The 21,536-nt window shown below is 66.3% G+C and carries 20 protein-coding genes; 2 read left to right on the forward strand and 18 right to left on the reverse strand.

What is annotated here, in order from left to right; all coding sequences use genetic code 11:
- The first annotated feature begins 57 nt into the window (after positions 1 to 57).
- The gene (locus AB5S17_RS18985) at positions 58 to 438 is read left to right on the forward strand and encodes a hypothetical protein (RefSeq protein WP_369242370.1); all 381 of its coding nucleotides are present in this window, start codon (positions 58 to 60) and stop codon (positions 436 to 438) included.
- On the opposite strand, the gene AB5S17_RS18990 is transcribed toward AB5S17_RS18985, so the two are convergent.
- From AB5S17_RS18990 to AB5S17_RS19030, 9 genes are all read right to left on the reverse strand, one after another.
- Positions 432 to 1,247 carry a hypothetical protein gene (locus AB5S17_RS18990; RefSeq protein WP_369242312.1) on the reverse strand — a complete coding sequence of 272 codons (816 nt, stop codon included), beginning with the start codon at positions 1,245 to 1,247 and terminating at the stop codon, positions 432 to 434. The two genes, AB5S17_RS18985 and AB5S17_RS18990, sit on opposite strands and share 7 nt — an antisense overlap.
- Before the next feature lie 134 nt (positions 1,248 to 1,381).
- On the reverse strand, positions 1,382 to 3,082 hold the full coding sequence (locus tag AB5S17_RS18995; protein WP_369242372.1) for a PAS domain-containing protein: 1,701 nt from the start codon (positions 3,080 to 3,082) through the stop codon (positions 1,382 to 1,384).
- Between the two features lie 468 nt (positions 3,083 to 3,550).
- Positions 3,551 to 4,156, reverse strand: coding sequence for a fumarate hydratase C-terminal domain-containing protein (locus AB5S17_RS19000; RefSeq protein ID WP_369242314.1), 606 nt, complete (start codon positions 4,154 to 4,156; stop codon positions 3,551 to 3,553).
- A gap of 10 nt (positions 4,157 to 4,166) precedes the next feature.
- Entirely contained in the window at positions 4,167 to 5,036 is an 870-nt protein-coding gene (locus AB5S17_RS19005) for a fumarate hydratase (protein ID WP_369242316.1), read from the reverse strand.
- 39 nt (positions 5,037 to 5,075) lie between these two features.
- The gene (locus AB5S17_RS19010; RefSeq protein WP_369242318.1) at positions 5,076 to 5,993 is read right to left on the reverse strand and encodes a 2-hydroxyacid dehydrogenase; all 918 of its coding nucleotides are present in this window, start codon (positions 5,991 to 5,993) and stop codon (positions 5,076 to 5,078) included.
- Positions 5,990 to 6,538: a hypothetical protein gene (locus AB5S17_RS19015; RefSeq protein ID WP_369242320.1), complete on the reverse strand. Its 549-nt coding sequence runs from the start codon at positions 6,536 to 6,538 to the stop codon at positions 5,990 to 5,992. Before AB5S17_RS19015 ends, AB5S17_RS19010 begins: the two co-directional genes overlap by 4 nt.
- Positions 6,535 to 7,815 carry an aconitase family protein gene (locus AB5S17_RS19020; protein WP_369242322.1) on the reverse strand — a complete coding sequence of 427 codons (1,281 nt, stop codon included), beginning with the start codon at positions 7,813 to 7,815 and terminating at the stop codon, positions 6,535 to 6,537. Before AB5S17_RS19020 ends, AB5S17_RS19015 begins: the two co-directional genes overlap by 4 nt.
- A gap of 176 nt (positions 7,816 to 7,991) precedes the next feature.
- Entirely contained in the window at positions 7,992 to 10,049 is a 2,058-nt protein-coding gene (locus AB5S17_RS19025; RefSeq protein ID WP_369242324.1) for a 3-hydroxyacyl-CoA dehydrogenase NAD-binding domain-containing protein, read from the reverse strand.
- Between the two features lie 79 nt (positions 10,050 to 10,128).
- Positions 10,129 to 10,878 carry a GntR family transcriptional regulator gene (locus tag AB5S17_RS19030; RefSeq protein WP_369242326.1) on the reverse strand — a complete coding sequence of 250 codons (750 nt, stop codon included), beginning with the start codon at positions 10,876 to 10,878 and terminating at the stop codon, positions 10,129 to 10,131.
- 155 nt (positions 10,879 to 11,033) lie between these two features.
- Between AB5S17_RS19030 and AB5S17_RS19035 the strand changes: the two genes are divergently transcribed.
- Positions 11,034 to 12,257, forward strand: coding sequence for a CaiB/BaiF CoA transferase family protein (locus AB5S17_RS19035; protein WP_369242328.1), 1,224 nt, complete (start codon positions 11,034 to 11,036; stop codon positions 12,255 to 12,257).
- 90 nt (positions 12,258 to 12,347) lie between these two features.
- On the opposite strand, the gene AB5S17_RS19040 is transcribed toward AB5S17_RS19035, so the two are convergent.
- The 9 genes from AB5S17_RS19040 to AB5S17_RS19080 form a co-directional block, all read right to left on the reverse strand.
- Positions 12,348 to 13,004, reverse strand: a complete 657-nt coding sequence (locus tag AB5S17_RS19040; protein WP_369242330.1) for a flavin reductase family protein — start codon at positions 13,002 to 13,004, stop codon at positions 12,348 to 12,350.
- 5 nt (positions 13,005 to 13,009) lie between these two features.
- The gene (locus tag AB5S17_RS19045) at positions 13,010 to 14,137 is read right to left on the reverse strand and encodes an ABC transporter ATP-binding protein (RefSeq protein ID WP_369242332.1); all 1,128 of its coding nucleotides are present in this window, start codon (positions 14,135 to 14,137) and stop codon (positions 13,010 to 13,012) included.
- A gap of 17 nt (positions 14,138 to 14,154) precedes the next feature.
- Entirely contained in the window at positions 14,155 to 15,909 is a 1,755-nt protein-coding gene (locus tag AB5S17_RS19050; RefSeq protein ID WP_369242334.1) for an ABC transporter permease, read from the reverse strand.
- 48 nt (positions 15,910 to 15,957) lie between these two features.
- The gene (locus AB5S17_RS19055) at positions 15,958 to 17,001 is read right to left on the reverse strand and encodes an ABC transporter substrate-binding protein (RefSeq protein ID WP_369242336.1); all 1,044 of its coding nucleotides are present in this window, start codon (positions 16,999 to 17,001) and stop codon (positions 15,958 to 15,960) included.
- A gap of 39 nt (positions 17,002 to 17,040) precedes the next feature.
- A complete protein-coding gene (locus AB5S17_RS19060) occupies positions 17,041 to 18,096 on the reverse strand; it encodes an ABC transporter substrate-binding protein (RefSeq protein ID WP_369242338.1) in 1,056 nt (351 codons plus the stop codon).
- Between the two features lie 105 nt (positions 18,097 to 18,201).
- On the reverse strand, positions 18,202 to 19,131 hold the full coding sequence (locus tag AB5S17_RS19065) for an MBL fold metallo-hydrolase (protein ID WP_369242340.1): 930 nt from the start codon (positions 19,129 to 19,131) through the stop codon (positions 18,202 to 18,204).
- Positions 19,128 to 20,051, reverse strand: coding sequence for a 3-keto-5-aminohexanoate cleavage protein (locus AB5S17_RS19070; RefSeq protein WP_369242342.1), 924 nt, complete (start codon positions 20,049 to 20,051; stop codon positions 19,128 to 19,130). Before AB5S17_RS19070 ends, AB5S17_RS19065 begins: the two co-directional genes overlap by 4 nt.
- 31 nt (positions 20,052 to 20,082) lie before the next feature.
- The gene (locus tag AB5S17_RS19075; RefSeq protein WP_369242344.1) at positions 20,083 to 20,706 is read right to left on the reverse strand and encodes a carboxymuconolactone decarboxylase family protein; all 624 of its coding nucleotides are present in this window, start codon (positions 20,704 to 20,706) and stop codon (positions 20,083 to 20,085) included.
- A gap of 4 nt (positions 20,707 to 20,710) precedes the next feature.
- Entirely contained in the window at positions 20,711 to 21,466 is a 756-nt protein-coding gene (locus AB5S17_RS19080; protein ID WP_369242346.1) for a CaiB/BaiF CoA transferase family protein, read from the reverse strand.
- Positions 21,467 to 21,536 lie beyond the last annotated feature (70 nt).

Genomic DNA, 21,536 nt, shown 5'->3' on the forward strand with positions numbered 1-21,536 from the left:
GTGAAATCCATGAAATCCGTCTCTGTCCTCGTGCTCCTCTCGGCCTTTCTCCTGCCGATGTCAGCTTATGCCGACGATGCGGCAACGGTAGGTTCGGGAGGATCGGCTTCAGCGGGGGATACGTCTGCCTCCACCCTGGGAACCGCAGGCGCCACGACCGACGACAACGGCGACTATGCAGCCTCAATCGGATCTGGGGGCAGTGCTGCGTCCGGGGGCGGTAAGACCAAGAGCCAGACTAAGGTCAACGCCAACCCATACAAGCTGAACGCCCGCTCGCGGGCCATGGCCCATGACAAGGGCACGTTTTCAAAGTCGAAGACCAAGACGAAGGTGAAGGGCGGCGATCTTTCGAGCCGCACCAAGACCATGTCTCATGTTCCTGGCCAGAAGCCGGTGATGAATCGCACCCAGTCGGACGCCAGCCTCAATCAGTGAGCGGGTTGAGAAACATACGTCCGACATGCTTCAGCCATACGAGCCGCGGCAAGTCTACCGCTGCGGCCGTTTAGAAACGCCTGGGAGAAACTTAAATCTATTGGCTTTTCATGTGACGTATCAGAAGTGATAACGAATGAAACGGTTCCACCTTCGGACAAAGGATCGATTATCGGCAAAATGTCGGCGCCGGCATCGATGATCGTCGCCATCTTTCCCCCCATTTCCTGTCTAGAAAATGACAGGGGCGCAGTGAGACTATGATGGGGATCTGCCGAGGAAAATGTTTCGGCCTGCCCTTTTGCCGGATTCACTTTTTTATCATCGAGTAGTAAGACTATTTCAGCACCGCCATCATTTCGGCAGACAATTTGGCCCATTTCAACTGGAACGCGAGGAGTGTTTCGCGTGTCGTTTCGGTGGGTCCGGTCAGGAAAAAAGCTGAGAGATGCTTCGCTGGCGTCAGTGCTAAAGAACAGTTTCTCAGCAAAGGGGTCCTGGACGTGTCGGGCCATCTGGCATCCGACATTTCGAATTTTTCTCTCAAGATAGGGATTTTCCCGGTCGCAGATCTCGGCATAATCTTCTTTCGTATTGACGTCGTCTGGAGCAGGGCACCCGCGTCGCGCAATTGTCACGGCTCCGAAATTGCAGTCGGTGGCCAGCTCAGACGAGCGGGCTATCGGGGATGTTTCGATATCATTCGCCAAAGCTGGCGCTTGGCTGTGGAGAAGCGCGATAAGGTACACGCCAATCAGGCGCCTATATTTAGCGTTCAAGGGGATCGGACTCTTGCGCTGATTTCTCATGACATCCCTTTAGGACGAATACAAATAAAATTCCGGCGACTTCTACATAATTTTCAGAATTATAATGTGATTTGAAGGACAGTTTATGAATATACTTGTTAAAATTTGTTCACATCCGTCAATGACGTGTGATTTCAAAGGGGGGACAGGGTAAACCGGATCAGGCAGACGACACCGGAATCCGGGTAGGATAGTTCTACCTCTGCGCTGACTTCGGCGCTGAGGCCGGTCATCAGCAGTCGTGACCCGAACCCTTTGCGGGTGGGTGGAATGACCGGCGGGCCCGAGGATTCCCGCCACACGAGAACGACTTGAGCCGTTCTCGGATCAGACAGCTCCCAAGTGACCGATACTCGCCCGTCTGGCACAGATAATGCGCCGTATTTTACGGCGTTCGTTGCCAGTTCGTGCAGCGCCAGCGAAAGCGAGAGCACCGTCTGAGGCGGCAGACGGATTGAGGGGCCGCCGACTGTAATCTGCTGGACGTCATCATTCTGGAACGGCTGCAAAGCACGAGCAACGACTTCTGATAGTTCGCCGCCACGCCAGTGCTCCTGCGTCAGGACTTCATGAGCCTTGGCCAGGGCGCTGATGCGCGAAATCAGCACGGCCTGAACCTCGGCAGGATCATCATGGAAGCGCAGCGTTTGCTGCGCCACGGCTTGCACGATAGCCAGGGTGTTCTTGACCCGATGATTCAGCTCGCCGACCAGTAGGCGCTGCTGCTCCTCCCATTGCCTGCGATCGGTCGCATCCATGATGATGCCGCGCGACTGCAGGGCACGACCATGTTCATCCCGTAGATAATCCCCCCGGGCGTTGATCCAGCGGACCGCGCCGTCCGGCATGAGCAGCCGGAACTCCATCTCGAACTTGTGCAGGTTGGGGTCCAGCACGGTGCTGAACTGTTGGGCGATGCGATCCAGATCCTCCGGATGGTGTCGCGCCGCCATGTCCTCAAGCGTCAGCCGATGCTGCGGCGGGTAGCCGAAGATCTCGTTCAGCCGCGGTGACCCCTTTAGTTCGCGGGTGACGTTGTTGAAGGTGTAAAGAGCGAGCGATCCGGCAGCCAGCGCCGCCTGGAGGTCCTTTTCGCGCTGGCGCAGGTCCTCTTCCGCCTGTCGCCAATCGGTGACGTCGATCACGATGCCTACGAGCTTGACGGGGGTTCCCTCGAAGAACAGCACTTCGGCGCGCAGAAGGTGCCAGCGAATAGATCCGTCAGGCCATTGGTAGCGGTATTCAGATTGGATAAAGCGCTCGCCTCGCGCCAAGCGGGCCTGCGCTTCCTGGCGGACCCTCTCCAGGTCACCGTCGTAGTAGTTGGCTCGAATTTCTTCGATGGAAAGGTTGTGATCCAGGCTGACTCCCAGCAGTCGGTTCAGCTCGGCCGAGCCCGTCACGGTCTCCGTTGCAACGTCGTAATCCCAGACCGCCATCCGGCCGGCTTCCATTGCCATTTTGAGACGAGTCTGGCTCTCCTGCCGAGCCTGCTCGGCGAACTTACGATCGGAAATATCAAAAAGAACACCGAGGTAACGCTGCTGCGCCCCCGACTGCTGGATTTCCGCCCGCAGCCACAGCCAACGGACCTGGCGGGTGTCCGGCCGGATGTACCGGAATTCGACTTCGATGAAGCGAGCTTCGTCTGGGGGCAGATCAACCGACAGAGCCTGCAGCCGCTCCCGTTCGCCGGGGTAGAAATTCTGGCGGATCTGCTCGGCCGAGGGGGCTGCGTCCTCCGGATAGCCTAGGATTGTGAATCGGCTCCGGGGTCCGACGCCGATCGGCGCGGGGTCACACCGGTAAGTATCTGGAAAAGCAGCGGCGCGGATTCCAAACCGGGGTCATAACGTTGCGCCTAACCACAGATTGCTCAGGAGGCCGTTGCCGGAGTGGTCGCAAGGCGGAGCGTGACAAGCCGCAACTGACTCGCAACGCCCACTCCTGCTGGTCAGACCGTCCGACGGCAGTCCCAGCCGTTGAGCTGTCGCCGATCCGCAATCCTATGAGCGGCAGGGAAAAGCACTCCAGCGCTGTTCAGCGGCGGTATTTGTCAAACTGAGATCAGACAGCAGGACGCTGCCTCTCCACACCCCGTGAAGAAATTTGTTCAGCGGAGACGCGAAAGGCAGCTCTTGGAAAATCCAGTTTCTGGTCTGAACGGCGAGGTTGGGCGCGAGGCGGAAGTCAGTTTAAGAACTAATTTTCACGCAATTCCGTCGTATTCGAAGCCGACTGCCGCGCAACCCAGCGGAACTTTAGAGTGTGCTAAAGCCGCCTCTTAGTGAAGATGATTATGTTCAAGTATCCACATCATTCAGAAGCAAGGCAAGCCGGTCCTGTGCGGTGTTCTGCCTGATCGCGTAGCCGTTATTGCCCGAGGAATCGATTTCGACTGTCAGCGGGCCGAGCCCCTCGACCCGCAGCTTCACAAGGCGGTAGTGGGAGACGAGATCTGTCCAGCCGACAGCGATCACCTGCCGGATCGCATCGGAATGGAGCGCCGCGCCGCCGCCGAGGATGGACAGGTAGACGCAGCCGACCTCGGCCATCGCGGCCGCCGATGCGTCGTCCAGCCCGCCCTTGCCGCAGACGATCCTCAGGCCGAAATGCCGGATGATCGCCGGCATCACCGGGTTGAAGCGGGTGCTGGTCGTCGGGTTCATGTAGAGGATCTCGAACCCCTCCGGCCGATCGACGCTGTAGCTGCCGAGATGGAAAAGCGCCGCCCCGTCCAGCGGGAACGGCAGCTCGCGTGCGCCGTCCATCGCCTCGAGGATGCGCCTGTGCGTCGGCAGGCCGGCGGTCATGACGATGTCGCCGTCGACGAAGACGAGGTCGCCGAGGGCGAGCGAACGCACCCTCGCCTCGTCGACCGGCAGCGTGAGGTGATGTGTCGTCGCCATGGCCGTCTCCCTACTCCACCCGCTCAACGTGACCGTCATTGTAGAGCCGCGCGCGCGTGCGCCGGCTGATCCAGCAGTTGAAGCAGACGGCAACCGGCGTGAAGCCGTGGCCGGACGAGTATTCGACGTGGACCGCAAGCGCGGTGGTGTCGCCGCCCGTGCCCATCGGGCCGTAGCCGAGCTGGTTGATCGCCGCCGTCAGGCGCTCTTCCATGGCGGCCAGCTTGGGCTCCGGATTGAGCGAGCCAAGCGGCCGCAGCGTCGCCGTCTTGGCGAGCTTGGCGCAGTGGTCGAACGTGCCGCCAATGCCGACGCCGATTGTCACCGGCGGGCACTGCTGCGCCGCCGAGCGCACGACCACCTCTAGGATGTATTTCTCGATCTCCTGGATCGTCGGGAAGCTCATGATCTGCAGCTCCGCCCAGCGCCCGGAGCCGAGCGCCTTCGGCGAACAGGTGACGTCGATGTAGTCGGCCCCGTCGAGCATGTCCCAGCTGACGATCGGCATGTCCTTGCCGGCGTGGCCGCGCTCGTTTGTCAGAGGGTCCGTCACGTGCTTCAGAAGCGGCGGCTCGATCGTCTCGACGAGCCGCGCGAAGCCGTCGCGGATCGCGCGCTTGACGTCGCCGGAGAACTCCGCGCGGGTCCCGACCTTGATGAAGTAGACGGGAACGCCGGAATCGGAACAGACGAAGCGGTCGCTCTCCTCGGCGCGCCTGGCGCTCTGGCGCATCATCGCCAACACCTTGCGCGCGGTCTCGTTGCGCTCCGAGGCGATGGCCGTTTCGAGGGCGCGCTTGGCGTCCTCCGGAATCTTCTTCAGGGACCACTCGTAGAGGTTCGCCGTCAGATCCCGGATAGCCTCGTAGCTGATCGCCATGTCGCCTCCCTGTGCCTCGCCCCGTCTGCCGCGGGGCCATCATTGCGCCGCGCCGGCGCCCTTGCGGCCCGCCCGGAAATCGCGCACAGCGCCGGCCAGCGCCTCGCCGATGGCGGCTCTCGTCTCCAGGGTCACCGCGGCGTAGTGAGGCGACAGGACGACGTTCTCGAGGCCCGTAAACCGCGCGTCCAGCGCCGGCTCCCGGTCGAAGACGTCGAGGCCCGCGCCGCGGATCGACTTGCTCTCCAGCGCGGCGATCAGCGCCGCCTCGTCGACGACGCTGCCGCGCGACACGTTCACCACGATCCCGTCAGGCCCGAGGCGCGAGAGAACGGCCCGATCGACGAGATGCCGCGTCTCGGCGCCACCCGGACAGCTGAGGATCAGCGCATCGACGCGCTCCGCGAGTTCCAAGACATCGCCGACATATTCGAAGGGCACGCCGTCCTTCCGGCGCGGCCCGGTGTAGAGCACGGTCATGCCGAGGCCGGACGCCCGCGCGGCGATCGTCTGGCCGATCTTGCCGAGCCCGACGATGCCGATGGTCATGGCGCTGACCCGGCGGGCCGGCGACAGCCGTTCGGCGCCCCAGCGCCCGGCGCGCACGAAGCGGTCGCCCTCGGCGATCCGCCGGCCGACGGCATAAAGCAGCCCGATGGCGAAATCGGCCGTGTCGGACACCACCTCGTCGGGCGTGTTGCGCACCACGATGCCGCGCCGCCCGGCCTCGGCGACATCGATGGCGTCAAGCCCGGTGCCGTTGCACAGGAGGAGCTTCAGGTCCGGCACGAGGTTGAACAGCGCCGCGTTTGCCCCGGCCATGCTGGTGGTCACGGCAATCTCGAAGCCCGGCGCCGACGCGCCCTTCTCATAAGACACAAGCTCGTTTTCCGCCGCCAGCCGATCGCGCACCTCGGGCGGGATCGGGGCGAGAAGGAGGATCCGGCCGGAACTCATGACATCTCCTGCGCTGCCAGGATGCCTCCGGGACGCCGGGCGGCCGCAACGCGCTCGCGCAGCGCCGAGGCGAGGCCACCGAGCCGCCAGACCTCCAGCATGCTCTCGCAATAGGCCCTGAAGGCGAGGCTTTCGCCGGTCGACGGATTGCGGACCGTGCCGGCGGCAAGGTCGAGCTCCAGTTCGTCGCCGGTCTCCACCAGACGGCCGACGCCGGGGCACGGAACGACGGGAAGGCCGATGTTGAGGATCTTGCGTACGAAGGCCGAGTCGGTGGACTCGCACACGCAGGCCCTGATCCCCGATTCGCGCATGGCGACGCCCGCATGCGGATGGCTGTGGTGGCCGAAATTCTTCCCCGCGACGACGATGTCCCCGGCCCTCACCTTGGTCGGGAAACCCGGATCGAGGAGGACGAACAGCATCGCCTTCAGCGCCGGCACGTCGTAAGAGCCGAGATCGGTCACCTTCGAGAACTGGATGATGCCGTCATCCGCGCCGACATTGTCGCCGAACTTCCAGACACGTCCTCGGATCGCACTCATGCCGCCCGCTCCCCCTTCGCAAGGAGATCGCGCGGATCGGCGATCGCACCGGCGACCGCGGAGGCGGCGACCACCGCCGGCCCAGCGAGGTAGACGCTCGCCGACCGGCTGCCGTTGCGGCCGTTGTAGTTCATCTGCTGCGTCGTGATGGAAACCTCGCCGTCGTTGAGGAAGCCCTCGTAGCCCCAGCAGGTGGTGCAGCCCGGCGCGAGCACCGTGGCGCCCGCTTCGGCGAAGATGGAGAGAAGGCCTTCCCGGCCGGCCTCGGCATAGATCTCCCGGCTCGCCGGGGTGATGTACATGGTCACGTGCGGCGCGATTCGCCGGCCGTTGAGAACGGCGGCCGCGGCGCGCAGATCGTCCATCCGGGCGCTGGCGCAGGAAGCGATGGCCGCCTGATCGATGCGGCGGCCGGAGACGGCACCGACGCTGACGGCGCCGAAGAGTTCGGGCGGCTCCGTGACCATCGGCTCGACCTCGGACAGGTCGTAGACCGCCTCGTGGTGGAAGACGGCGTCGGGATCGTCCGCGAATACCTCGAAGAAACGGCCGCCGGCGCGCACTTCGGCATAACGCAGCGCGAGCGCGTCCACCGGCATCAGCGCGGTGTCGGCGCCGGCGTGATAGGTGCAGGCGAGCAAGGCCTGCCGCTCGTCGAGCGACAGCGACGCGACGCCCGGCCCGTCATACTGCACGCAGGCCTGGCTCAGATGGTCGGTCCGGGCGAAGTCGCGGATGATGAGCTGGGCAAGGTCGCGGATATCGGCTCCCGGCCGAAGCTGCCCGGTCAGCGTAATCCTCACCGGACGCGGCACCACCATCCAGTTCTCGTTCAGAACGCTCGTGACGACGACCTCGGTCGACATGGCAAGGTTCAGCGCGCCGACGACGCCGATGCTCGCGATGTTCGGCTCGTCGGTGAAGACCAGGAGGCCGGGGCGCGCATAGCCCTCTTCGATCAGCACCTGATGCCGCAGCCCGGAGCCCGGGCCGTAGAAGTTCGCACCGGTCGCCTCGGCAAAGCGCCGCATCTCGCCGTGATTGCGGTGGTAGACGGTGCCCATGCCGGCCGAGGTCGTGTGGTCGACGACCATGACGAGCTTGTCCGGGCGGGCGAGCCGGTCGACGCCGGCGTCCTGCATGATCTTCTTGCGGGCCGGCCAGGAAATGTCCTGGCAGCAGGTGTAGTCGGGGGTGACGTTGACATATTCGCCGGGTTCCACCCGCTGCAGTCCGGCAGCACGCGCGACGATCTTCTGGACGATGGTCTGTCCCATGGCGGGCCCTGCATTGCGGTTGCGGGATGCACGGCGGCGAAGTGTCCGTCGCGGCCTGCGGCGACTGCGGGAGAACATCCGCCTATCGCTGCCGCCGGGAGTTTGCGACCAAAAAGCTAATATGTCAATTCATTGACTTTTATAACTGGACGATCGCGTCCCCGGCCACTGCCCGGTCATCCGGCGATGTCGGTCAGCAAGGCCTCGACCTTGCCCCGCCTGAAGCCGGCACCGGCGGCAGCCTTGACTTGCGGCAACGCGGCGAGCACCGCGCTCCGGCCTTCATGCGCCGCCCACCAGAGCGGGCCGCCGAACCAACGGGGAAAGCCGTAGCCGTTGACGAAGGCGACGTCGATGTCGCCGGGGCGCTGGGCGATGCCCTCGTCGAGGGCCAGCGCCGCCTCGTTGACAAGCGCGGCCAGCGGGCGGTCGCGGCACTCGGCGTCCGGAACCGGTCGCCGCGTCCGGCCGGCAGCCGCTGCCTCGTCGAGGATGAGGCGTTCGACGTCCGGATCGGGGCGGCGCTCGCCGCCATCGTAGCGGTACCAGCCGGCACCGGTCTTGCGCCCCAGCCGCCCGGCCTCGCAAAGCATGTCCGGCAGTCGGACATAGCGCTCGGCAGGATCGCGGGTCGCGGCAAGCCGCTTGCGCCGCGCCCAGGCGATGTCGAGACCGGAGAGGTCCGAAACGGCGAACGGGCCCATCGCCATGCCGAAGGCTTCGAGCGCCGCATCCACCTGCCAGGGCAGCGCTCCGTCCTCCACCAGCATCTCCGCCTGGCCGCGATAGGCGGCATAAAGGCGGTTGCCGACGAAGCCCTCCCCGACCCCGGCGACGATCGCCGTCTTCTTCAGCTTGCGGCCGAGGGCGAGCCCGGTGGCGAGTGTCTCGTCGGAGGTCGCCGCGCCCCGCACCACCTCGAGCAGCTTCATCACATGCGCCGGGCTGAAGAAGTGCAGGCCGACGACCCGATCGGGCCGGCCGCTCGCGCCCGCCAGGCTGTCGAGATCGAGATAGGAGGTATTGGAGGCGAGGATGGTCTGCGGCGGCACGATCCGGTCGAGATCGCAGAGGAGCTTCGCCTTCACGCCCATGTCCTCGAACACGGCCTCGATCACCAGATCGGCCGTGGACGCGGCATCGAGATCCGAAGAGGCCGAGAGCCGCCCCATCATGCCGGCAACGGCCGCCTCGCCGATCCGGCCCTTCGCCGCATCGTCGGAGACGAGCCCTGCGATACGCTCGCGACCCCTTGCCAGCGCTTCCGGGTTCAACTCGACCAGGGCGACGTCGCAGCCCGCCCGCAGCAGCGCATAGGCGATCCCCACCCCCATGGTGCCGGCACCGATCACCGCGATGCGGCGGATGTCCCGCGGCTTCGCCGCGAGCCCGCTCACGCGGCCGGCCTCCCGCTCGGCGAAGAAGATATGGCGAAGCGCCACGGCCTCGGCACTCAGGCGGATATCCTGAAAGACCCGGCGCTCCTCGATCAGGGCGCCCGCGACCGACGTCGTCGCCGACAGTTCCACGAGCCGGGCCGCCTCGAGCGCGGCCGGACGATGCTTGCCGGTCTTCAGCGCCTCGCGCTTTGCCGCCGCGACGGCGTCCGGGTCGGACGGCGGCACCGCCCGATCGCGCACCCTGCGCTTGCCGCCGAGCCGCCGGGCGAGTCTGCCCGCGGCCCCGCGCAGGTCGTCGCCCGCAATTTCGTCGATCAGGCCGAGCTTCAGCGCCTCTTCGGCCGGCAGCCGCCGCGCGGAGCAGATGAGCTTCAGCGATTCCGGCAAGCCCGCGAGGCGCGGCAGGCGCTGCGTGCCGCCGGCCCCCGGCACGATGCCGAGCGAGACTTCCGGCAGGCCCACCATCGTGCCCGGCGCGGCCACCCTGCCGTCGCATCCGAGCGACAGCTCGAACCCGCCGCCGAGTGCCGCACCGTCGAGTGCCGCGACGACGGGAACCGGAAGCTCCTCGATCGCCGCGATCACGCTCGGCAGCTGCGGCTCACCCAGCGGCGCACCGAACTCCTTCAGGTCGGATCCGGCGACGAACGTCCCGCCCGCGCCGGCCAGCACCACACCCTCGATACCGCTCATCTCGCGGACTGCCGCGAAGGCGTCGAGCAGGCCGCGGCGCACGGCGTGGCTGCCCGCATTGACCGGCGGATTGTCGATGACGACGATCGCGACCTCGCCGTCCCGTCTGACTGTAACCGTACCGGCGCCGAACTGATCCACGCGATCCTCCGCATATGCTTTAAGCTAGCTTTACGGCATAAGCAGGAGAAGCGCCAGCCTCGTCAAGAGGGCGCAGCGGTCAGCGGAGCTTGACGGCGATCTTCACGAGATCCCCGCGATAAAGGCCGTTCGCCACCAGGATCAGCGTCCCCGCCTCGTCGACGGCAAGGCGCTTCACCTTGGCGATGGGCTCGCCCAGCGGAATGTTGAGGCGCGTGGCGGTTTCGAGATCGGCCATGCCGATCGTCATCACCTGCCGGGCGTCGACGATCTTCACGTCCGGGATGTCGGCGACGAGGCGCATCGCCGTCTTGGTCGTATAGGCTTCTTCCGGCACCTGCCCCGCCAGGCGTTCGTCGAGATAGACGTCGGTCAGGAGGAAGGCGGAGCCGTCGCGCGAATGCCGGCGACGCAGATGCCGGTAGGCCGGCGCCGCTTCGCCGACCTGATCCTCCACGAAGGGCAGCTCGATGTCGCGCTTGTCCGACAGGATCTCGATCTCGGCATTCTCCCGCGCGATAAGGAGGCCGGACCAGTCGGTATGGACCTCACACCACAGGTCGCGCTTGGGGCGGCTGGTGACGAACGTTCCCTTGGCCCGGTAGCGCTCGATCAGACCCTCGCCTTCGAGGATGTCGAGGGACTGGCGGATGGTCATGTTGGAAACGCCGCACTGCGCCGCCAGCTCCTCGACGGTCGGCATGCGCGTGCCGACCTCCCACTCGCCATTGTCGATCCGGCGGCGAAACAGGCTGGCCAGCTGGATGTAGCGCGCGACCGGGCTCTTGCGGAGCGCCTGGGCGGTCGAGACTTCGGCGGTGTCGCTCATCGGGCTGCCCTGTGCGAGTGGACGAATTGCAGGCGCCAAGGCCTTACCGCAACAACTCGGGAAGGGCCAACGCAACGCAGACTATGGGCGTTTGACACGGGATTGCCAAGACCGATATGTGATAAGTGCATCATATAGGTTTTTCGGAGGAAGACATGGCGGGGCCGCTGTCGCATCTCAGGGTACTCGACCTCAGCCGCGTCTTCGCGGGGCCGTGGGCCGCCCAGATGCTTGCGGATTTCGGCGCCGACGTCATCAAGGTCGAGCACGTCAAGGGCGGCGACGACGTCCGCCGCATGGGCGTGCCGCATCTCGGCGCGGACGGCCGGCCGACCGGCGAGACCTCGTCCTTCCTCGCGATGAACCGGGGCAAGCGCTCCGTCGCGCTCGACCTGTCGACCGCGGCCGGCCAGGAAGCCCTGCTGCGGCTGGTCGACGGGGCCGATATCCTGATCGAGAACTTCAAGGTCGGCAACCTCGCCCGGTTCGGTCTCGACGCCGTCGCGGTCGCCAAGCGCAACCCGCGCATCGTCTACTGCTCGATCACCGGCTTCGGGCAGACCGGACCGATGGCGGCGCGGCCCGGCTACGACCCGATCTTCCAGGCGATGAGCGGCGTCCTCTCGATCACCGGCCAGCCGGACGGGCATCCGGGCGCCGGCCCCGCCCTCGTCGGCTACTCCATCTCCGACATCACGGCCGGGCAATACGCGGTCTCGGCGATTCTCGCGGCGATCGCGCATCGCGACGCGGTCTCCGGCCTCGGCCAGGCGATCGACATCGCGCTGCTCGACACGCAGATCCATGCGGCCTCGCACATGGCTATGAACTGGCTGTCGTCCGGCACGCTGCCGCGGCGAAACGGCACCGCATCGCAGATCACCTGCCCGTGGCAGAGTTTCGACTGCGCCGACCGGCCGATCATGATCGCGGTCGGAAACGACGCCCAGTTCCGCCGCTTGGCGGTCCTGCTCGACCTGGGCGAGCTTGCCGACGATCCGCGCTTTGCGACCAACCTTCTGCGCGTCGAGAACGCCGACGTCCTGATCCCCCTGCTCGCCGACCGCCTGAAGGCGGACGTCGCCGACGCCTGGTTTGCCCGCCTGGAAGAAGCCGGCATCCCGTCCGGTCCGCTCAACAGCTTCGCCGACGTCTTCGAGATGGATCAGGTGAAGGCGCGAGACCTCATCGTCGAAGCCGAGCATGCGAAGGCCGGCCCGATCAGGATGATCCGCAACCCGGTCCGCTTCTCCGCCACGTCGACGGGCGCCGATCTGCCGCCCCCGGTCTTTGCCGCCCACACCGATGCCGTGCTCGCGGAGATCGGCTATTCGTCCGAGGAAATCGCCGCGCTGAAGGCGGCAGGCGCTGCCCGCTGAACCGCCTCCCCGGGCGCGCAGGAGGAGGACGGGGCGCGGAGCATGAACGCGGATCGTCCTCGCACGGAGCGGGGGCCCGGCCGGCACGGGTCAGGCAGGATCGGCGTCGATCCAGCCCTTCTCGCGGGCCTCAGCCAGCGCCAGGTCCGGATCGGGGCGCAGCATCTCGAAGACCCTGTCGGTGACGGAATAGTCCATGTAGCCGAGCCGCGCGAGCGGGCGGACCCGGGTCGTGTCGACGCGCCCCTCGGTCAGGACGCTATCGGCGATGTGGATGCCCACGACCTCGCCGATGACCACGGTCGTGGCGCAGGCGAGACCGCTCTTCGGGACCAGCGGGATCGTCTGGTAGAGGATGCATTCCAGCGAGATCGGGCTCTCGGCCACGCAAGGCGCCGCGATATTCCGGCAGGGGGCGGGCGTCAGGCCGGTCAGCTGGAACTCGTCGATATCGGCGCCGACCGTTGCCGAAGACAGGTTCATCGCCTCGCGAAGCTCGAAGGTTGCGACATTGACGGCGAATTCGCCTGCAGCCTCGATGTTCTCCAGCGAATGCTTGCGCGGGGTGGAAGAGAACATCACCATCGGCGGGGTACCGGCGACGGCATTGAAGAAGCTGTAGGGGGCAAGGTTCGGCGTGCCGTCGGGCGCGCGGCTGGAGATCCAGCCGATCGGCCTCGGCGTCACGAGGGCCGTCCAGGGATTGTGCGGCAGGCCGTGGGCGTCGGTCCGCGGATCGTAGAACATGCGCGTCAACCTCTGGCGACCGCGAGGGCGGCTTCCGGCGGGAACCGCATCGTAACCGCACTGCCGAGATCGAAGGGCGTCGCCGGAGCGGCCTCGACCCGGAAGATCTGCGCGGAGTTCTCCGGCCGGATCTCGTAATGGACGACGTTGCCGAGAAAGCTCGCCGCCGTGACCTCGCCGCGCAGGACGTTCTGGGTACCGTCCGCGGCGGCCGCAGGACCGGCACCGGCGTCTAGGACGATGTCCTCCGGCCGGATCGAGATGGCGACGTCGGGCCCGACGCCGTTACGGGCCCGGCAGCGGATCTCCCCGCCGCCTTCGAGCCGGACCGAACGGCAGGGCCCGACACCGGCACCGTCCGCCCCCACGCGTCCGCGCAGGATGTTCGTGTGGCCGACGAAGCCCGCGACGAACTCGTTGACGGGGCTGAAATAGATATCGCGCGGCGAACCGACCTGAACCATCCGGCCCTTTTCGATGACCGCGATGACGTCCGACATCGCCAGCGCCTCCGATTGGTCGTGCGTGACGTAGACCGCGGTGATGCCGAGTTCGCGCTGCAGGCGCTTGAGTTCCAGGCGCATTTCCTCGCGCAGCGAGGCGTCGAGATTGGAGAGCGGCTCGTCGAGAAGCAGAAGCTTCGGCCGGTGGACGATCGCCCGGGCCAGCGCGACACGCTGCTGCTGGCCGCCGGAAAGCTGCGTCGCCGAGCGCTGCGCATAGCCGCCGAGGCCGACGATATCGAGTGCCTCGCCCACCGCCGTCTTGATCTCCGCCCCGCTATAGCGCCGGTCCTTCGAGACACGCATGGGAAAGGCGACGTTCTCGAAGACGCTCATGTGCGGCCAGATCGCATAGGACTGGAACACCATGCCGATATTGCGCCGATGCAGCGGAACGGCGATCCCGGCCTGCCGGTCGTAGAGCGGCGTTCCGCCGACGATGATGCGGCCGGAATCGGGCGTCTCCAGACCGGCGATGCATCGGAGCGTCGTCGTCTTGCCGCATCCCGACGGCCCGAGCAGGGTGAAGAACGTTCCCGCCGAGAGGTCGATGTCGGCATCGCGGATGCCGCCGGCGAACTCGCCGGGCCGGGCGGGATAGACCTTGGTCAGTTTCTCGAGTTTCAGCATGGCGATCCCTCCCCGGATCAATGCGCACCGGCACCGCCGGCCCGGCCGCCGGCGAGGTAGAAGACCGAGGCCACCAGCGTCATGACGGCCGCCCAGATCAGGCCGAAGGCCGCCAGTTCCCCGCCCTGGCCGTTCACCCACAGGTCGTACATGCCGACCGCGACGACCGGGCTGCTCGGACCGGACAGAAGCACGGCGACCGCCAGTTCCTTGGTGGCGATGAGGAAGATGAACAGCCAGCCGGACAGGAGCGCAGGCGACAGGAGCGGCGCAATCACCCGCCGCAGGCTCTGCAGCGGCGTCGCCCCCGAAGCCCCGGCCGCTTCCTCCAACTCGTTGGAAATCTGCAGCACGCCCGCATAGGTGTAGCGCAGTCCATAGGGCAGGTAGCGGACGGTGTAGGCGATCGCCAGCGCCCAGATGGTGCCGTAGATCGGCAGCGGCACCGACAGGAAGATCATCAGGAAGGCGACGCCCATGACGATGCCGGGAAACACCAGCGGCATCGTCGCCAGCTGATCCACGAACTGCGCCCCGGCCTTTCGCCTTGCGCTCAGCCAGCCGGTGAACAGCGCGAGGATCATCCCGACCGACGCCGCCACGACGCCGACGATCAGCGTGTTGATGGCGAGCGTGCGGTAGTATTCGGAGGAGAGCACGGTCGCGAAGTTGGCGAGGCTGAACTGCGCGACCCCCGAAGGCCGCATCGGCCGCATGTAGGGCAGCAGTGACAGCCACAGCAGCGCCAGCAGCGGCAGGACGAGGACGATCAGGAAATTGAAGATCACCAGCGCGTCGCCGACGGGGCGCCACTTGCCGAGATCGAACTGGCGCGGCCGGTAGCCCTTGCCGGTGACCGTGGAATAGCGGCCGGCATTGCGCGACAGCTTGCCGTAGAAGTGCAGGAGGATGGCGACGGCGACGAGCAGCACGACCGAATAGGCGCTGGCATAGCCGAGATCCGGCGGGATCGACTCCTTGATCGAGCGGTAGACGTCCGTGGTCAGCACGTCGACATTGCCCGGCATGCCGACGAGCGCGGGCACTTCGAACGCTTCGATGGCGCGGATGAAGACGAAGAGCGCCAGCGCCGCGATCGCCGGGGTCGCCATCCGGATCGACACCGACCAGACCGTCCGCAGGACGCCCGCCCCGCTCATCCGCGCCGCTTCCTCAAGATCGGCGTTGGCGGAGCGGAAGGTCGAGGACAGGAGGAGAAAGACCAGCGGCGACCACAGGAAGCCCTCGATCAGGATCATTCCGGTGAGCGAGTACGGGTTGAACAGCACCTGCCGCGTTCCGGTCATCGTGCGCCAGGCGTCGTTGAACGGGCCGGAGCGGCCGAGCAGGAACAGCCAGGCGCTGACATAGAGGATGTAGGGCGTGCCCATCGAGATGACGGTGGTCAGATAGGCGAGCGCCTTGAAGCGCGTGTTGGTGCGCTCGACCAGCCAGGCCAGCGTGCCCCCGAACAGCAGCGCCACCACCGTCGAGAAGAGCGCGAATGTCAGCGAGTTGACGAGCGTCCGGTAGAGGTCGGGATTGGTGAAGAAGCGCAGGTAGTGCGTCAGCGTCCAGCCGCCGACAGTCGCGTCCGGATTGGTGATCGACAGCGAGCGGAGCAGGAGGATGATCGCCGGCGGGGCGACGAGGATGCCGAGGATGATCGCAAGAGCGATGACGAGCACACGCGTCTGATCCAGCCTCAGCCACGAGGCGCGCGCACCGGCCTTCTGCTGGGATACGCGCGGCCAATCCTGTTCGATCGTCATCTTCTCTCTTTCCCGCAGCGCGAAGCTTCGGCGAGACGCAGGCGCGTCTCACATGAACTTCTTGTCGAGCAGCCCGATCCAGGTCTTGAGGTTGTCCGCGACGATGGTCGGAGACATGAACGTCGTCTCGAAGGGCTTCGGCCCGGTCGGCAGCAGCGTCGGGATGGCCGCGTCGACGCCAGGCCGGCTCGGAAGATAGTTGGTCGAGGCGAGCACCCTCTGCCCCTCGTCGGACAGCAGCCAGTCGATGAACAGCTTGCCGGCATTGGGGTGCGGTGCGCCCTTGATCAGGCCGAGAAGGCTCGCGCTCGACACCAGCGGCTCCATATGGAGCCATTCGATGGGGGCCCCCTTGGCCTTGGAGATCGCGACATGGTGGTTGAACACCATGAGGCCCATCGGGAAGTCGCCGACGATCACCCGGTCGAGGACCGTACGCTGCGAGGAGTTCATGTTGGTGACCTTCTGGGCGGCGAGCTTGTCGAGATAAGCCATCCCCTGCTCCTCGCCCTTGGCCATCAGCATGTTGCCGAGGAAACCCGGTGCGGCGACGGGCTCGGGCACGACCGACCAGACGAGCTGGTTCTTCCATTTCGGATCGAGGAGGTCGTTGAACGTCTTCGGCGCCTCGTCCGCCGAGACGAGGTCGGTGTTGTAGGCCGCCGTCAGGTAATAGAAGTTCAGCGCATGCCAGCTGCCGTCTGCGGCCTTGAACTTGTCCGGATAGGCCGCAGCGCTGTCCGGCTTGTAGGGTTCGACGAAGCCGGCGGGCATGACGGAGGAGAAGGTCGCCGTGCCGTCGAAGACGTCGCCCATCATCCGGCCGGCCTGACCTTCGTTGATGATCTTGAGCGCCGTGTCGCCGGAGCCGGCACGGGTGAACTCGACGGCGATCTTGGGGTATCTCTTCATGAACGCGGCGGCCAGCGGGCGCACGGACTGGTCGACGATCATCGTCGTATACCAGGTGACCTTGCCCTCCGCCTCCGCCGCCGCGACGAGGTCAGGACCGGCGGCATGCGCCCGCGTCCAGGGAAACAGGCCGGATGCGGCGAGTGCGCCGAGGCCGAAGGTCACTTCACGTCTGTTCATGCTTTCCTCCCATCGCCCGACGGCGTGCGTCCGTCTTCTTCAGCGGAAAAGCTGATTGAAGATCTTGATCCACTTCGGAAGCCCTTCCGAAACGACCTCCGGCGTCATCATGGTGACCTTGAAGGGCCGCGGTCCGTTGGCCATCAGATCCGGGACCTTCGCCGCGACGTTCGGATTGGTCGGCAGGTACATGCCCTTGGCGAGCACAGTCTGCCCTTCCTTGGACAGGATGAAGTCGATCAGGAGCTTGCCGGCATTGGGATGCGGAGCGCCGCGCACGAGGCCGACCGTATTGGGGCTGGCGATCACCGGCTCCATGCGCAGCCAGTCGACCGGGGCGCCCTTGGCGGCGCTGATCGGCGAATGGTGCGTGTAGGTCATCAGGGCGAGCGGAAAGTCGCCGACGATGACCCGGTCGAGCACGGTGCGCTGGCTCGTGTCCATGTTGGTGATCTTCTGGGCGGCGAGCTTGTGGAGATAGTCCATCCCCTTCTCCTGGCCCATCGTCATCAGGATGTTGCCGATGAAGCCCGGCGCGCCCGACTCCTGCGGCACGACCGACCAGACCATCTGGTTCTTCCATTTCGGATCGAGCAGATCCTGATACGTCTTCGGCGCATCGTCCTTGGAGACCATGTCGGTGTTGATCGCCGCCGAGAGGTAATAGACGTTCGGCGCCGCCCAGTAGCCGTCAGGGCCCTTGTATTCGGCAGGGATTTCGGCGGCGGAATCGGCGACATAAGGTTCCACGAGGTTCGCCGGGCGCAGCACGATATAGGCGCCGTTGCCGTCGAAGACGTCGCCCATGACGTGTCCGGCGGACGACTCGTTGACGATCTTCAAGGCCGTGTCGGAACTCGATGCCCGCGAGAACTGGACGTCGATCTTCGGATATTTCTTCTCGAAGGCCGCGACCAGCGGACGGACCGCCTGGTCGACGATCATCGAGGTGTACCAGACGACCGTCCCCTCCTTCTCCGCCGCCTGAACCAGCTCCTGCGACGCCGCATCGGCCGGCGCCGCGGCCAAGGCCGCAGTCAATCCGATGGCAGCCGCGACGACCGTGGATCCAAGCTTCAGCCCTATGTTCCCCATGCCTTGCCTCCCGAGCAGTGATGGCACCGGGAACACCGGGGTCCATCAGGAACGTTTTATAGTCTAGTTATATAGCTTTTACGTCGTCAAAGCAAACGCCTCGGCTCATGCGATCTCCCGGAATTCCAGTGGCCCCGCCGCCTCCGGCAACGCGCTGCCGAACCGCGCGGGTTCGAACGAATATCCTGCCTTGAAGCGGCGCACGAACATCAGGTGCGGCGGAGCGACGTGGCACGGCGCGACGGCGATGTCGCGGTCCGCGACCTCGGCCAGGAGCGCCGCCCGGGTGGCCGCCGCCGTCTCCGGCTGGATGTCGACGGAGGAGTTCCAGTCCGGCCGCAGCACATGGACGGGATGATGCAGGACGTCGCCGCAGAAGACGATGGTCCGCCCCTCGGAGCGGAGCCACAGCGCCAGTTGACCCGGCGTATGGCCGGCGGCCCCGACCGCCTTGAAGGTTCCGGCGACCTTGTCGCCGGGTGTCGTCCATCGCACCTGCCCAGCCCTCACGACCGGCATGACCGAGTCCTGGAACGAGCCGCCGTCGCTCGCCTCGCCGCGCCGGTCGAGAGCTTCGAACCAGTCGAAGTCGGCGCGCGGTATGTGATAGGCGGCGTCCGGAAAGGTCGGGACCCACCGGTCGCCCTGGCGCACCGTGTTCCAGCCGACATGGTCGGCGTGAAGGTGCGTCATGACGACGTCCGTGACCTGGTGCGGGGCCGCTCCGGCGGCGGCCAGCCAGTCCGGCACGACGGTGTTCATCATGTTGGCGCGCGGGGTGCGACGCGTCTTGCCGTTGCCGATGCCGGTGTCGACGAGGATCGTCCGGCCGCCGAGCCTGACGATCCAGATCGTCACGGAGATCACCAGACGATCGATCGCCTCGTACCAGTGCCGGCCTTCGAGCTTATCGCGATGCTCGGCGAGAACGGCGCGCTCGAGCTTCGGGAACAGCCTGTCCGGCACGTGGACCGGGCCGTAATATTCCGACAGCGCCGTGACGGTCGCCGCGCCGATGCGCCAGCTGGAGATCATGCCGTCCTGCCGGGCAGGCCGAGCAGCGAGCGCGCTTCCGGAACGCTTGCATGCCGGAAGTTGAGCTCGTGCAGGAGTTTGCGGATCTTCTCCACCTGCGCGGCATTCGAACGGTAGAGGACACCCTCCCGCTCGAAGAGATTGTCCTCCAGGCCAACGCGCAGATGCGTGCCCATCAGGGCGCCGCTGATCGCCGCCCGCATGTTGCCGGTTCCGGTGCCGTGGGTGAACAGCGCGCAATCGCGGCCGAACAGGCGCTCGGCGGTCTGCCTGAGATGCACGAGATGATCGATATGGGAGGTGATGCCGCCAAGGATGCCGGTCAGGAACTGGATGATCAGCGGTCGCCTGACGGTGCGGGTGGAGAGGTGGTGGTCGAGGATATGCAGGTGCCCGACGTCGTAGCACTCGAACTCCATCGCGATGTCGGCATCGATCAGCATGTCGATCATCCGGCCGATCTTGCCGAAGGTGTTCGAGGTGACGACTTCGCGCACGCCCTCTCCGGCGAGGAGTTCGCGCTCCCAGTCATGGGCGAAGGCCGAGGCCTTCTGGTCGCTCGCCTTGGCGAAGCGGCCGTAGTTCATCGAACCGACGATGACCGTGGCGATCTCCGGCCGAAGCTCGATGACCGCCGACAGCCGCTCCTCGGCGGTCGAGCCGCGGGAGGCGGACATGTTGATCACGCCGTCGCAGCGCTCGCGGATGCCGCCGACGATGTCGCGCCACGGGCCGAGGTCGTTGCTCGGCCGCCCGTCCTCAGGATCGCGGGCGTGCAGATGCAGGATCGCGGCACCGGCGTCCGCGGCCTCCGTGGCTTGGGCCGCGATATCCTCCGGCCGCCAGGGCAGATGCGGGGACATCGAGGGCACAAGGCTGGAGCCGGTGACCGCGCAGGTGATGATCGTCGGGTCTGTCATGTCGGGCGCCTCCCTCGCCGTCCGCCGTTGCTCAGCTGCGCCGCACCGGGATGTCGCTCAGAGCGCCGGGCGGGGTCTCGCCGCCGGGATAGAGTTCCGGCGTCTCGCTTTCGGGCAGCGGAATGCGGTGGGCGTTGAGCGTCATCGCCACCATCGAATAGTAGCCGGTGACGGCGGTCAGCTCGACGACGCCGACGACGCCCCAGCGCGCGGTCACCGCCGCATGGACGGCATCCGAGACCTGACCGGAGGTCTGCAGGGCGCTGACATAGTCGTAGATCTCGGCCGCGGCGGGATCGTCGAAGGCCGGGGGCTCGCCCCGGCGGATCGCAGTGATCACCGCCTCGGAAAGCCCCGCCTGGCGCGCGGCGCGCGAATGGATGGTCCATTCGAGCTCGGAGTTCCAGCGCCGGGCGGTCACCAGGATCGCCAGCTCGTTGAGCGCCGGCGGCAGCACCGTGTCGAACCGCAGGATCTCGCCGAGCCTGTGCCAGCGCTCCGCGAGGTCCGGATTGTGGAGGGCGGCGCGCAGCGGCCCCACCAGCGCGCCGCGCCGGCCGGTGACGATGCTGTCGAACACCTTGCGCTGCGCCGGGCTCAGGGCATCCGGCCCGGGCAGCGGGATACGGGGCGCGGTGAGGTTTCTCGCGTCCATGCGGTCAGGCTCCCTCGGGGCTGTCGTCGAGACCGAGGGCCGACAGCACCTCCGCCGTATGTTCGCCGAGAAGCGGCGCATGCCGCTCGAAGGCGAGCGGTGCGTTCTCGAAGCGCAGCGGGCTCACCACCTGCCGCAGCGAGCCCGACAGGGGATGCGGCAGGTCGCGCACCATCGCCCGGTGCCGGATCTGCGGGTCCTCGAAGACCCGGTCGACGGTGTTGATCGGCCCGCAGGGCACACCCGCCGCGGACAGGGCCTGCACCCACTCCTCGACGCCCCTTTCCGCCAGCGCCGCTTCGATCGCCGGCATCAGGACGTCGAGATTCTCGACCCGCGCCCGGTTGGTGCGGAAGCGCTCGTCGCCGGACAGTTCGGGCCGCCCGATCACCTCGGCGAAGCGGACGAACTGCTCGTCATTGCCGACGGCCAGGACGATGTGCCCGTCCTTCACCGGCAGAACGTCCTGCGGCTGGATGTTCGGATGACGGTTGCCTCGCCGGACCGGCACCTTTCCCGAGACGAGGTAGTTCATCGCCTGGTTCGCCAGCATCGCGGCCGAGACGTCGAGCATGGCAAGGTCGATGACGTCGCCCTTGCCGGTCTCGGCGCGGCGCGCCAGCCCCGCGAGAACGCCGATCGTCGCGTACATCCCCGTCATGATGTCGACGATCGGCACGCCGACCTTCTGCGGACCACCGCCGGGCGCCCCGTCCGGGCCGCCCGTGACGCTCATCAGTCCGCCCATGCCCTGGATCATGAAGTCGTAGGCGGCATCCTTCGCGCGCGGACCATCGGCGCCGAAGCCGGTGATCGAGCAGTAGACGAGC

Source organism: Jiella sp. M17.18 (genome assembly GCF_041027365.1).
Lineage (GTDB): Bacteria > Pseudomonadota > Alphaproteobacteria > Rhizobiales > Rhizobiaceae > VKMB-3413.